Source organism: Photobacterium sp. J15 (assembly GCF_963870815.1).
Taxonomy (GTDB): Bacteria; Pseudomonadota; Gammaproteobacteria; order Enterobacterales; family Vibrionaceae; genus Photobacterium; species Photobacterium marinum.
In genome coordinates, this window is record NZ_CAWMUI010000001.1 from 3,493,903 (window position 1) to 3,506,832 (window position 12,930).

General features: G+C 51.3%; 16 protein-coding genes. 7 read left to right on the plus strand and 9 right to left on the minus strand.

The genetic code is table 11. From position 1 onward, the window contains the following. Positions 1-47 precede the first annotated feature (47 nt). The 5 genes from tusB to fkpA all read right to left on the minus strand — a co-directional run bounded on the left by tusB (position 48) and on the right by fkpA (position 2,937). Complete coding sequence (tusB, locus tag AACQ93_RS15660) at positions 48-341, minus strand: sulfurtransferase complex subunit TusB (RefSeq protein ID WP_064606087.1); 294 nt, start codon at positions 339-341, stop codon at positions 48-50. A gap of 11 nt (positions 342-352) precedes the next feature. Continuing rightward, positions 353-709, minus strand: coding sequence for a sulfurtransferase complex subunit TusC (gene tusC / locus AACQ93_RS15665; protein WP_007469227.1), 357 nt, complete (start codon positions 707-709; stop codon positions 353-355). A gap of 23 nt (positions 710-732) precedes the next feature. Continuing rightward, positions 733-1,125, minus strand: coding sequence for a sulfurtransferase complex subunit TusD (gene tusD, locus AACQ93_RS15670; RefSeq protein ID WP_064606089.1), 393 nt, complete (start codon positions 1,123-1,125; stop codon positions 733-735). Further along, positions 1,122-1,811, minus strand: coding sequence for a helix-turn-helix transcriptional regulator (locus AACQ93_RS15675; RefSeq protein ID WP_369808747.1), 690 nt, complete (start codon positions 1,809-1,811; stop codon positions 1,122-1,124). The genes tusD and AACQ93_RS15675 overlap by 4 nt, the downstream gene beginning before the upstream one ends. Positions 1,812-2,130: 319 nt before the next feature. After that, complete coding sequence (gene fkpA, locus AACQ93_RS15680) at positions 2,131-2,937, minus strand: FKBP-type peptidyl-prolyl cis-trans isomerase (protein ID WP_007469234.1); 807 nt, start codon at positions 2,935-2,937, stop codon at positions 2,131-2,133. Positions 2,938-3,151: 214 nt separating this feature from the next. Between fkpA and AACQ93_RS15685 the strand changes: the two genes are divergently transcribed. Both AACQ93_RS15685 and AACQ93_RS15690 read left to right on the plus strand, forming a co-directional pair. After that, positions 3,152-4,129: a WD40 repeat domain-containing protein gene (locus AACQ93_RS15685; RefSeq protein ID WP_064606091.1), complete on the plus strand. Its 978-nt coding sequence runs from the start codon at positions 3,152-3,154 to the stop codon at positions 4,127-4,129. A 19-nt stretch (positions 4,130-4,148) separates the two neighbouring features. Further along, complete coding sequence (locus AACQ93_RS15690; protein ID WP_007469238.1) at positions 4,149-4,370, plus strand: SlyX family protein; 222 nt, start codon at positions 4,149-4,151, stop codon at positions 4,368-4,370. A gap of 85 nt (positions 4,371-4,455) precedes the next feature. Here the strand turns inward: AACQ93_RS15690 and slyD are convergent, their stop codons facing one another. The 4 genes from slyD to kefG form a co-directional block, all read right to left on the minus strand. Continuing rightward, entirely contained in the window at positions 4,456-5,025 is a 570-nt protein-coding gene (gene slyD, locus AACQ93_RS15695) for a peptidylprolyl isomerase (protein WP_064606093.1), read from the minus strand. Between the two features lie 124 nt (positions 5,026-5,149). Beyond that, on the minus strand, positions 5,150-5,359 hold the full coding sequence (locus AACQ93_RS15700) for a YheV family putative zinc ribbon protein (protein WP_064606095.1): 210 nt from the start codon (positions 5,357-5,359) through the stop codon (positions 5,150-5,152). 51 nt (positions 5,360-5,410) lie between these two features. Then, positions 5,411-7,213 (minus strand): glutathione-regulated potassium-efflux system protein KefB, encoded by a 1,803-nt coding sequence (kefB, locus tag AACQ93_RS15705; protein WP_064606097.1) that lies wholly within the window; start codon positions 7,211-7,213, stop codon positions 5,411-5,413. Further along, positions 7,203-7,802: a glutathione-regulated potassium-efflux system ancillary protein KefG gene (gene kefG, locus AACQ93_RS15710; RefSeq protein ID WP_007469246.1), complete on the minus strand. Its 600-nt coding sequence runs from the start codon at positions 7,800-7,802 to the stop codon at positions 7,203-7,205. The genes kefB and kefG overlap by 11 nt, the downstream gene beginning before the upstream one ends. Positions 7,803-8,040: 238 nt before the next feature. Here kefG and AACQ93_RS15715 point away from each other — a divergent pair, with 238 nt between their 5' ends. The 5 genes from AACQ93_RS15715 to AACQ93_RS15735 all read left to right on the plus strand — a co-directional run bounded on the left by AACQ93_RS15715 (position 8,041) and on the right by AACQ93_RS15735 (position 12,920). After that, positions 8,041-9,960, plus strand: a complete 1,920-nt coding sequence (locus AACQ93_RS15715; protein ID WP_064606757.1) for an ABC transporter ATP-binding protein — start codon at positions 8,041-8,043, stop codon at positions 9,958-9,960. Further along, complete coding sequence (locus AACQ93_RS15720; protein ID WP_232323323.1) at positions 9,929-10,423, plus strand: TIGR02444 family protein; 495 nt, start codon at positions 9,929-9,931, stop codon at positions 10,421-10,423. Before AACQ93_RS15715 ends, AACQ93_RS15720 begins: the two co-directional genes overlap by 32 nt. 193 nt (positions 10,424-10,616) lie before the next feature. Next, a complete protein-coding gene (locus AACQ93_RS15725; protein ID WP_007469252.1) occupies positions 10,617-11,588 on the plus strand; it encodes a hydrolase in 972 nt (323 codons plus the stop codon). A 132-nt stretch (positions 11,589-11,720) separates the two neighbouring features. Continuing rightward, positions 11,721-11,939, plus strand: a complete 219-nt coding sequence (locus AACQ93_RS15730) for a YheU family protein (protein ID WP_007469254.1) — start codon at positions 11,721-11,723, stop codon at positions 11,937-11,939. A gap of 111 nt (positions 11,940-12,050) precedes the next feature. Further along, complete coding sequence (locus tag AACQ93_RS15735) at positions 12,051-12,920, plus strand: phosphoribulokinase (protein ID WP_064606101.1); 870 nt, start codon at positions 12,051-12,053, stop codon at positions 12,918-12,920. The last annotated feature ends 10 nt before the right edge of the window (positions 12,921-12,930 follow it).

Below are 12,930 nucleotides of genomic sequence, written 5' to 3' on the forward strand. Positions count from 1 at the left end.
TTAAACAATAAGAAAATGTCGCACTATCCTCAGGGATGAAGCAGGTTTCAGGCCCATTTCATCTGAGTTTCGTGCTTAACGGTAAGCGAGACAAAACCATTAAAATCAACAACTTCTATTGAGTTATCAATTTTACCGGCGATACCTCTTGCAGCCAGATCAGCCTCAAGTAAATAAATTTTTACACCCGATTTGTTTAGTGTTTCTGCCCAGGCATTTTTTTCAATACCGGCAATGACAGCATCCTGAATCAACAGGATTTCGTCACCCTGGCCTATATAGCGTAGACAACGCTGCAGGGCCTGGGTCTGAAATGGTGAGGTAGTGATAGTATGAAGCATAACCTTCGACCTCAATAACTTAGAATGCGCTGGCACTGGTGCAAGCGGGCAGAAATAGCCTCTGGATCCAGTACTTCGGTATCAATCAACAGTTCACTGGCATCAATACCCCGTTCGCTGAGTGACTGGCTGCAGACATAGATATTCTCGACATCATACAAATCCAGCATCTTGAAGGTCGCAATGTAATCACGGCACAGAATCTGTTCCGGCTGCTGGGATTTCAGCAACTGACATACACCATCACCAATGAAAAACACACTGATATCTTCGCTGTAAGCCGATGTCGCCAGTACGGCATCCAGCCCTTCACGGCCGCAGCTCGAACCGTGCGGCGCGTTGTTAAAAACAAAACCTAGCGATTTCATTGAAAATTCTCTTGGAAGGGATTTTAAAACTGAATCACGCGATCGGCGGTAAGCATGGCTTCAGCCAGACCACCTAAACCTGCTTGCTCAAACCCTGCAGCCAGGTTATCTCCCGGCAAGGAATTCTGCTCGGCTTCCTGCTTGCTGACAATGCCACGACGCAGAGCCGCAGCCACACAGGTCTGCAGCTCAACCTCATTTTCTGTCGCCAACTGCTGCCAGGCCGCAACCAGATCAAACTCATCCGATGCAGGCGCAGCCAATGCCGAACCATTATGGACACCGTCCTGGTAGAAAAAGACCCGCGACAGTTTGTGGCCCTGACCAATCACGGCCTGAGCAAACTGATAGGCCTGCCGGGCTGCTTGTGTACCATATGCAGGCCCGTCAACGACCAGCACATAATTCAGGCTCATTTATCGCAATCCTCAGTTTTACGCTGACGGATGTAGAGATAAACGGTGTGCTTGGAAATATTCAGGCGATCCGCAACACGGTTGATGGCATCTTTGATATCGAAAATACCTTTGTCATACAGTTCCATCACGATCTGGCGGTTCTTAGCATTGTTCGATACGTTCTTGTCGGCGTTAATCTCTTCGATGGTACGCTCAACGGTCTGATCCACCAGCTCATCAACATCACTGGCAAAGTTAACGCTTGATGCTGCCTGCTTGGCTTCATCAGTTGGCATGAAAGACTGCAGGATCTGTGCAAACGGGGCATCCAGATTAATATTGATACACAGCAGGCCGATGATACGGTCTTCACTGTTGCGAATAGCAATAGTGATCGACTTCATCAGCGCCCCACCCTTGGCGCGGGTGAAGTATGCACGAGAAAAGTTACGCTCAGAACCTTCAATGTCCCGAAGCATACGCAGTGCCAGATCAGTGATCGGGGAACCGACTTTACGGCCGGTGTTTTCACCGTTGGCAATTTTGATTGCTGAAGTATTCAGGTCTGCCAGTGAGTGCAATACGATTTCACAAAACGGGCCGATCAGCGCAGCCAGGCCGTCAACAACCGCTTCGTAAGAACGCAGGATAACGTAATCATGCTCGCTGAATGCACGCGGCTCGATTATGTCACTTTCAACCATCACCTCAGAACTATAGTTATCTGTAGATACCACTTTCACATCTTCCTTGCTAAAGCCATTTTATTTAGTTTCACCGCTTCTCTCACCAAACTGATACCTGTACAGCAAAGGGAACGCGCGAAAATAAATAGAACGGGTAAAATTTCAAATCTTTCTAGCAAGTTTATCAGATTATTGATAGCTCCCTAAAATTTTATATGAACTTGGTCTATATCCAACGTTAGCCCAGATCAAACAAATATAAAAAAACCCGGCCAAAGCCGGGTTTCATCTGCATTCAGTAAAGTTTAAGGCCAAATATCGGCGCTAATCCTGTGACTTACTGGGTTTTCTGTGTTTCTGCCTGTTTTTCTGGCTTTACGATGTCCAGAAGTTCAACTTCAAATACCAAAGTAGAGTTAGCAGGAATGCTTGGGTTCGCCTGTGAACCGTATGCCAGCTCAGGTGGAATAACAAACTTGAACTTAGAACCAACAGGCATTAGCTGTACACCTTCAGTCCAGCCAGGGATAACCTGGTTAAGCGGGAAAGTCGCAGGCTGGTTGCGCTTGTATGAGCTGTCAAACTCGGTACCGTCAGTCAGCGTACCTTTGTAGTGAACGCGAACAGTATCGGTTGCAGCAGGCTTGTCACCTTCGCCCTGAGTTTCAACCTGGTATAGCAAGCCAGATTCTGTTTTCACCACACCGTCTTGTTTCTCAAATTTAGCACGGTACTCTTCACCGGCCTTAATGTTCTTTTCGGCTTCTTCCTGAGCTTTCTTCTGTACGATCTCAGAAACACGCTTGTCCAGTTCCTGCAGGGTCTGCTGAGTTTCTTCCGGAGTCAGGCGGCTTTGATCAGCAAATACGTCACGTACACCAGCCAGAACATGTTCACGATCCAGGTTCAGGCCCAGCTCTTTCTGCTGATCCAGGTTAGCTGCCAGGTACTGTGCCAACGATGCACCAATCGCGTAAGCGGCTTTTTCATCTTCTGAGGCAAATGCTGCAGGTGCAGCTTCAGTTGCCACCTGCTCTACTTTTGCAGGCTCTGCTGGTTTTGTATCAGCTGCTTTTTCATCTTGGCAGCCTACCGCTAGCAGGATTGTCGCAGCCAAAACAGACATCTTCAGAACAGGTTTCATGTATTTCTCCATCATTCGCTGAGGGAATGCCTCATTTTTTATAATCGGCTTTTCACTTTTTGAATCAAAAGCTCTAGTGTGAAAAGCACTCGATATCAATATACTAATACCAACTGTATTAAAAAACTGCCAAATACTCACTGTTATTCAGTTATTTAATACCATTGACGCTCTATTTCCGTGTATTTAGCAGAACAAATCGGAACAGACCTTAATGCACAAAAAAATACAATGGCTTAGCATTATTTTGGCACTGTTTACCCTAACAGGCTGTTTTTTTTCGGGTTCAGAAGTCAAACGCTGGGAGCTTGCCCCGGAAGGCGCTACCAGTTTCAGCCTGAGCCGAGATGGCCGCTTTGCCCTGCTATACTCGACACAACAAGGTATCGTGCTCTGGGACTTACAGCAAAACAAAAGGTTAGCTGATTTCGGTTCTCAAGATCCATATCACAATACCGTTATCGCCAGCAAAATTTCTGACAACAACCGCTATGCCATTACAGCAACAGCGCAGAATTTCGCTGTCTGGGATCTGGCCTGGGGCCAGTCTGAGGGATTATGGTCTATCTCTGACGGTATTATCCGTGATGTCGATATCGCCAGTAACGGTCAGCATGTCCTGCTGGCACTGTCTAACGGTAAGGCCCTGTATGTCGACTTGGGCAGCGGAAGACGACTGGAGTTCCTTGCTCACCGAGAAAAAGTTAATTCTGTCGCCCTGTCGGCCAATGGCCAGTTTGCCCTCTCCGGCGGCAACGACCATTTTGCCTACCTGTGGGATACCCGCAATGGCCAGATCCTTTACCAGTTCGAACATACCACCCGGATCAGCCGGGTTGCCCTCCAGCGCAACGGAAAGCTGGCCCTGACCGCCGACGGTGGCAACGATATTTTTATCTGGGATTTGCAAAGCGGAGAGAAGCTAGCGTCACTGGCCGTGCGCCTGCGCCAGCAAAACCTTTCCACCGCCCGCTTCTCCAATGACGGCAAAACCGTTGTCACCGGTACACCGTCGCGACGGCTCGAACTGTGGGACTCGGCAAGTGGCGATAATCTCGGACGCTGGGAAGTTGCAGCCAAACAAGATTCTCGACCACCGGCTGCAGTGGTGTATGATGTCGCCATCAGTCCGGACGGCCATGTCATCTCCGGTAGCTCTGCCGGTATAGCTCAGGCCTGGACGACCGATTAACACGGGACACTTTCACCTTATGACCGAAATTGAAAAACTACAGGCTCAAATTGACGAGCTGGAAATGAAACAGGCCTTTCAGGATCAAACCATTGAAGAACTGAACCAGGCCCTGACTGCGCAGCAGTTCCTGATCGACAAATTACAGACGCAGATGAAATTCATGGTTGGTAAGGTCAAGGGGATGGAACCATCAAACCTGGCCAGCGAGTCTGAAGAAACACCGCCACCGCATTATTAATGTGAGTATCAAGGCTTGAGTGTTCGAGTAGCAAGAAACAAAAACGGGAAGCCTGAGCTTCCCGTTTTTTATACTTCACTATTAATTAGTGAGAGCAGCCGCAACCGCCGTGGCCTTCGCCACCACAGCAACCGCCTTCTTCATGGCCGTGCTCGTGTTCATCACAACCGCCGCCACCGCAGCAACCGCCAGCACGGTGGATATGACCGTGAGCGATTTCTTCTTCTGTTGCTTCACGCAGAGCAACAACTTCTGCGCTGAAAGTCAGTGACTGGCCAGCCAGCATGTGGTTGCCGTCAACAACAACGTGGTCGCCATCAACTTCAGTTACTTCTACAGGGATTGGGCCCTGATCTGTATCAGCAAGGAAACGCATACCAACAGTGATTTCGTCAACGCCCTGGAATACATCTGCAGGAACACGCTGAACCATTTCTTCACGGTGCTCGCCGTATGCTTCTTCAGGAGCAACAGTCACTTCGAATTTGTCGCCAGCTTCACGACCTTCTAGTGCTTTCTCCAGGCCAACAATCAGGTTGTTGTGACCGTGAAGGTAGTCAAGAGGTGCGTCAGCTGTTGACTGGTCAACAACCACGCCTTCTTCAGTTTTTACCTGGTAGGCAAGGCTTACTACGATGTCTTTAGCGACTTTCATGTTTACTCCGATATTGAGACAGTACCGTTTTAGCGAGGGTGCGGAACCGTTCGCACTCCCGGTACCCTTGTTAATATTTCTGCATGATAACGGATAATGGCCGTCTGATGCCAATATCCGCTCGTTATTCTGGCTTGAAGATGCCAATCACCTGTTCTTTGGTTTGCGGCGAAAGCTGTTCGCTTTCATCCACCGACTTCGGCACCCGGCGGTCGGTGTAATCACAGGCCACACACTCAACCCTTTCGATCTCATTTTCCTGCCACCAGCGCAATGTATCCTGTTCACTGCACTGCGGACACACCGCTCCGGCAATAAAGCGTTTTTTTGCCATCTGGTTCATCCTTTTTCAGTTCGGAGGTTACTCATAGCAACCTTCCCGCGGTTAATCCCAACCATTGTGCCGCTCACGCTCACCACGCATTTCGCGATCAAAAATCTCTTCCAGTTCCTTGCGGGCCTCTTTGGCTCTGGAGGCAAGGTGGACATCTTCAATATGCTGCGGCAACAGATCCCGCAAAGCAGTGGTATCGAGCTTGCGAAAATGGGCTTCGGCCCGTTTGGCTTTGTACGGGTGCATGCCCAGAGATATAAGGGTTTTACGACCTAAATCAAGCGCAGATGAAAATGTTTCCCGGGAAAAGTGCTCTACATCACGACTCAGTAGCTGGTGAGCCTCAACCCGGCTGCGGGCCCGGGCCAGAATTTTCAGCTTAGGAAAGTACTGCTGACACAGGGCGACCACCTCCATCACCTCATCCGGCTCATCGGTACAGATAATAATGGCCTCGGCTTTGTCGGCACCGGCAGCCCGCAACATATCGAGTTGGGTTGCATCACCGTAATAGACTTTATAGCCGAACTTTCGCAGGAACTGGATCTGGCTCGGGTCACGCTCCAGGACCGTCACCCGGATTTTATTGGCGAACAGCAAGCGCCCAACCACCTGGCCGAAACGGCCGAAGCCGGCAATGATCACCCGCGGTTCGCGATCGACTACATCACTTTCCAGCTCAGGCTGATCGGCCCGGAAAGTGCGGGCATACCATTTTTCCTGTAACCTGATAATCAGCGGAGTCGTCATCATCGAAAGGCTGACCACCACCAGCAGAAAAGCAGACAGCTTCCCGCCCAGCAAACCTTCGCTCATTGCGGCAGTGAACAGCACAAAAGCGAACTCTCCGCCCTGACTTAAGATCGCCGCCATCTGGCTGCGGGATTTAGAGCGGATACCAAACGCACGTGCCAGGCCATAAAGCAGCAACCCTTTGATAGCCACCAGCCCTGTTACTGCCAACAAAATCTGCAGCGGATATTCCAACAGCAAACCAAGGTTGACCGCCATCCCCACCGCAATGAAAAACAGCCCGAGCAATAAACCTTTAAATGGCTCAATCGCAATTTCCAATTCATGACGGTATTCACTTTCTGCCAACAAGACCCCAGCGAGGAAAGTCCCCAAAGCCATCGACAGGCCCAGCGACTGCATCCCTAACGCAATGCCGATAACAAGCAGCAGCGCGGCAACATTGAACAGTTCTCTTACGCCACTCAGCACCACCCAACGAAATAAAGGGCGCAACAGGAAGTGCCCGCCAACCAGCAAAGCGACAATCCCGCCAATCATCCAGGCAAAGTCAATCCAGCTCCCCCCACCGCCACCGGCCAGCACTGGCAAAATAGCCAGCATCGGAATCACCGCTATATCCTGAAACAGCAATACAGCAAAGCCGGATTGGCCCGTTTCACTGCCATCCAGCCCCTGCTCTTCTATTACCCGCAAAGCAATCGCCGTCGACGACAGCGCCAACCCCATTCCGACCACCAGCGCATCACGCCAGGTAATGTCCGGCATAAAACCGCGGCAAGCCATCACTATGGCGGCAATAACCAGGCTGGACAACAAAACCTGACTGCCACCCAGCCCGAGTATCGGTCTGCGCATCTGCCATAGCTTCTTCGGATTCAATTCAAGGCCGATCAAAAACAGCAGCAGCACCACACCAAATTCTGAAAAGTGGAGAATCGCGTCTACATCAGATATCAGGCGCAGCCCCCACGGACCAATCACAATACCGGCAAGCAGATACCCGAGTACGGAGCCCAGCCCCAGACGCTGAGCCAGCGGTACCGCCACCACGGCGGCGGCCAGAAAAACCACACTGACAGAAAGGACATCACTGGCCATAGGCGTTCTCCTTTCCTTCGCTGTCATCTTCTTGCGCCTTTTGTTCATGAACAAAAGGCGTCTGTAACCACTGATGGTATGCCTTCGCATGTGCTGAAAGCTCACCAGCCGGAATGCGTCGTGCCCAATGCAGCACCAGCGGCTCCAGCCACTCCATCTGACACAGGGCCGCCGACAACTCAAACGGTTTAAGGATCTCGGCAAGGCTACAACGGTTATAACCATCCGGGGTATAGGCTTCTGCCGCCCCGCCAGTGGTGATCACCGAACGCCAGTACTTGCCCTTGGTTGCCATCCCTTCACCATGAGCAAAACCTTTGCTGAGCACTTCATCAATCCACTCTTTAAGCAGCGCCGGGCAAGAATACATATATAAAGGATGTTGGAAGACAATGATGTCATGCTGGCAAACCAGCTCACGCTCATAGTTAACATCAATAAAAAAATCAGGATAGGCGGCATACAAATCATGCACGGTGACATTGTCCAGCGCTTCAATCCCTTTCAGCATTTCACAATTTGCCACCGAGGATTCAGGGTCCGGGTGGGCATAAATCAGCAAAACTCTTGGCTGTCCTTTTTTGGTCATAGTGTTCCTTACTGCATCCCTCAGGCTCTCCATACAGGACAGCTTTATCATCACTCCAGTGCACATAATACATAATTGTGATGACAGCAGATCCTTCTTCGCAAAATTCACAGTCACTATGATTAAATCTAGCTGGTGAATAACGAGCGGGTTAGCAGTCAGGGGCTGTTTGTTATAGACTGCCGCTCAATTTCATATCAGTTTTACTATGCGGAGCGGGGCTGCCCCGACACTGTCGATGATTACCTTTTCGGACATTCAACTCTTACGCGGCGGTAAAGTTCTTCTTAACAACGCCACAGCAACCATCCATCCCGGAGACAAAGTCGGTCTGGTCGGCAAGAACGGCTGCGGTAAATCCACCCTGTTCGCCATGCTAAAAGGCGAGCTGAGCGTCGATGCCGGTAACTGCCAGCTGCCGGCAAACTGGGAGCTGGCCTGGGTAGCTCAGGAAACCCCAGCACTGGAGCGCAGCGCCATTGAATACGTCATCGACGGTGACCGCGAATACCGCCAGCTGGAACGCGATCTGGCTGCTGCAGAAGAAGCTAATAACGGCAACAAAGTCGCTGAGCTTCACGGCAAGCTGGAAACCATCGGCGGCTACAGCATCCGTGCCCGCGCAGCGGAGCTGCTGGACGGCCTGGGCTTTTCCCAGGAACAAATGCAATGGAACCTGACCCAGTTCTCCGGTGGCTGGCGAATGCGCCTGAACCTGGCTCAGGCACTGCTGTGCCGTTCCGATCTGCTACTACTCGACGAACCGACCAACCACTTGGATCTAGATGCCGTCATGTGGCTGGAAAAATGGCTGCAGAACTACCGCGGTACCCTGGTGCTGATTTCCCACGACCGTGACTTCCTGGACCCGGTCGTAAACCGCATCATCCATATTGAAAACCAGACGATGAACAGCTACACAGGTAACTATTCATCGTTTGAAACCCAGCGCGCTGAAAAGCTGGTACTGCAACAAGCTATGTACCAGAAACAGCAGAAGCAGATGGCACACATGCAGTCATACATCGACCGCTTCCGCTACAAGGCCAGCAAAGCCCGTCAGGCCCAGAGCCGGATTAAAGCGCTGGAGAAAATGGAAAAAGTGCTGCCGGCCCAGTTCGATAACCCGTTCAGCTTTGAGTTCCGCGAGCCAAGCGCCCTGCCAAACCCTATCCTGATGATGGATCAGGTGGAAGCCGGTTACGGTGATAACCTGATCCTGGAAAAAATCCGCCTGAATCTGGTACCGGGCAGCCGTATCGGCCTGCTGGGCCGCAACGGTGCCGGTAAATCGACTCTTATCAAACTCCTGTCCGGTGAGCTGCCAGCCAAAGCCGGCGATCTGACCTACTCACAAGGTGTAAAGATCGGCTACTTTGCCCAGCACCAGCTGGAAACCCTGTACATGGATGACACCCCGGTACAGCACATGGCCCGCATTGCTCCGCAGGCAACCGAACAGCAGCTGCGTGATTACCTCGGCAGCTTCGGTTTCAACGGCGACAAGGCCCTGGAAAAAGTCGGCCCGTTCTCCGGCGGGGAAAAAGCCCGCCTGGTTCTGGCACTTATCGTCTGGCAGCGCCCGAACCTGTTGCTGCTCGATGAACCGACAAACCACCTGGATCTGGACATGCGTCAGGCCCTGACACTGGCCCTGCAGTCTTACGACGGTGCCATGGTGATCGTCAGCCACGACCGTTACCTGCTGCGTGCGACCACCGATGACCTTTACCTGGTTCACGACCGCCAAGTAGAACCGTTCAACGGCGATCTGAATGACTACCACAAGTGGCTGACGGAACAGCAACGCAATGAACGCCGGGAGCAACAGGCCGAAAAACCGGACACAGGCAAAGACAACAGCGCGGCATCCCGCAAAGAGCAAAAACGTCTGGAAGCGGAGTTCCGTAAGAAAACCGCCCCAATCCGCAAGCAAATCGACAAACTGGACAAGCAGATGGAAAAACTCGGTACCGAAATTACCGATGCTGAAACCCAATTGTCAGATCCGGCGATTTACGAAGCTGAAAATAAAGTTCGCCTGAACGATCAACTCAAGCGCCAGGGCGATGCCAAAGCAGCACTCGAAGAGATTGAAATGGAGTGGATGGAACTGCAGGAAGAGCTTGAAGCAATGGAAACTGAATTCAATGCCTGATGGCATAGCTCTGACTCCGGAAGATTTCTGGCAATTCAGCCTGGGTCATTACACCCGGGCTGGTGTCGAACCAGCCTGTCTGAGCCTGCAAAATCACTTCGGGGGCAACGTCAATCTTGCCCTCTTACTGCACTGGCTAGACTGTCAGCAATTATCGCTGAGCAATCAACTTATCCAGAACTTGATCGACACAGCCAGCCACAGTGACAGCCTGCTCCGCCAATATCGAACCATGCGCAAAAACCTCAAACCCCAGCTCGACCACGACGGCTACCAGCAACTACTCCGGTTTGAACTGACACTGGAAAAACAGCAACAAAGCGAACTCATAACAAAACTCAACACCAGCACTTCACCGTTCCTGCCATCAACTCACACACCGAACAGTTGCAACCTTGAGCGCTACTGCCACCAGGTCGGGGCCGATATACTGCTGCTCCCGCTTCAGGCCAACACCCCCTGAACATAAAACACAAAGTACTCTTTCCCCTCTCCCCCTAAACCGCTAACCGCCCCTTTACGTAATTACGCAATAAAGATGCTTAATTGGTATCATTGCCAAACAGGAAGAAAATAGACCAAACTGTTTCGGCAACGGTTATCTATTCCAAAAACCGGCTTTTTCAGGCAAGACATAACTGAAGGACATCCCGACCATGACACCTTTCGAGCCCGCCAGCGGACTACGTAATGCCCACCTACAAACCCTGCTGCCGCGGTTTATTCGCCGCAATCCTTTGTTTACTCCGATAGAGCAACGGCTGGAAACACCGGATGGCGACTTCCTTGATTTGGCATGGACGGCCCCCATCGATAGCTATCCGGCCGACCGTCCTGTCCTGGTGTTATTTCATGGTCTGGAGGGCAGCTTCCGCAGTCCTTACGCCAACGGCCTGCTTCATGCTGCCAGCCAGCAAGGTTGGCTTGGTGTAATGATGCACTTTCGGGGCTGCAGCGGCGAAATCAACCGCCTTGCACGCGGCTATCACTCCGGTGAAACCACAGATGCGACCTTCTTCCTCAACTGGCTGCGAAAACAACTGCCGGATAACCCGTTCTGGGCAGTTGGTGTCTCGCTCGGCGGCAATATGCTGGTCAACTACCTGGCAGAGCATCAGTCTCAGTCTGAAGTCCAGGCTGCGCAGGTGATTTCGCCACCGCTTAGTCTGTCTTCCTGCTCAGAAAGGATCCAGCAGGGGTTTTCCCGGGTTTATCAACAATATCTGCTGAACTCCATGAAGAAGAACCTCAGCAAAAAAATCGCTGTGCTACCCGAAGCGATGCCGCTGGAAGCGGGTCAGGTGGAACACATACGTACCCTGTGGCAGTTCGATGAGCTGGTGACAGCGCCGCTACATGGTTTTAAAGATGCCGACGACTACTACCGACGCTGCAGTGGGATCAGCAAATTGCAACGGATCACCACACCACTGCGTATCATCCATGCCGCTGACGACCCGTTTATGACCGAGGCAGTGATCCCGACCGAACCGCTGCCTGATAACATCGACTACCACCTTAGCGATAACGGCGGCCATGTCGGCTTTGTCACCGGCAGTTGGCGAAACCCGGAGCTGTGGCTGGAAAAAACAGTACCGGAGTGGTTTCTTAAAAAAGCGGGAAGCTAATTAAATTTCGAATTTAGAAGATTAAATCCAACACCAATAAACTGTGGAGGACTGGGGCTACAGTTCTCCTAAACAATTAACGAAATTGCCAATATAATCATCCTATCAGCAGTCAACGATTAGAGCCCTGTAATGATTATTCCCTGGCAAGAGATTGATCCGGAAACCCTGGATAACCTCATTGAGTATTTTGTGCTTCGCGAAGGCACCGATTACGGTGAGAATGAAATGAGCCTGTCCGATAAAGTACGCCATGTTCGCCAGCAACTGGCTTCCGGCGAAGCGGTGGTGGTTTTTTCTGAGCTGCATGAATCGATCGATATCAAGCTGCGCCACGAATTCAGCGGTTAATCCACTTTTTATCCACTGTATCATTTTCGCTATCCGTGTCCGGTTCCGCTTGACCTTTCCTTAACAGCCTGTTAATAACTCTGAGGATTAATGTTAACGACAGGGTTTGTCATGTCTGCAAAACATCCGATTATTGCAGTAACAGGGTCTTCAGGAGCCGGCACCTCCACCACCTCTGAAGCTTTCCGCAAAATGTTCAATATGATGGGCATCAACGCCGCCTGGCTGGAAGGTGACAGTTTCCACCGCTATACCCGGCCGGAGATGGATGTTGAGATCCGCAAAGCTAAAGATCAAGGACGGCATATCAGCTATTTTGGCCCTCAAGCCAATGATTTTGCCCAACTCGAGACTTTCTTCCGCCAGTACGGTGATGACGGCAGCGGTAAATTTCGCCGTTACCTGCACACTTTCGACGAAGCCGTGCCTTATAATCAGATGCCGGGCACCTTTACCCCGTGGCAGGATCTGCCGGAGAATACCAACGTACTGTTTTATGAAGGATTACATGGCGGTGTGGTGGACGGAGATATCAACGTCGCCCAACACGTCGATCTGCTGATCGGCATGGTGCCAATCGTCAACCTGGAGTGGATCCAGAAGATCGTCCGGGATACCCGGGATCGCGGCCATTCCCGTGAAGCGGTAATGGGATCCATCGTTCGCTCAATGGACGATTACATCAACTATATTACACCGCAGTTTTCACGTACCCATATTAACTTCCAGCGGGTACCGACCGTCGATACCTCCAACCCGTTCACCGCCAAGGCCATTCCGAGCCTGGATGAAAGTTTTGTGGTGATCCGCTTCCGCGGTATCAAGAACGTCGACTTTCCCTACCTGCTGGCGATGATCCAGGGCTCTTTCATGTCTCGCCATAACACCCTGGTAGTGCCGGGCGGCAAAATGAGCTTTGCAATGGAGCTGATCATGCGACCGCTGATCCAGCAACTGATTGATACCGGTAAAATAAGCTGACTCAAAAGGC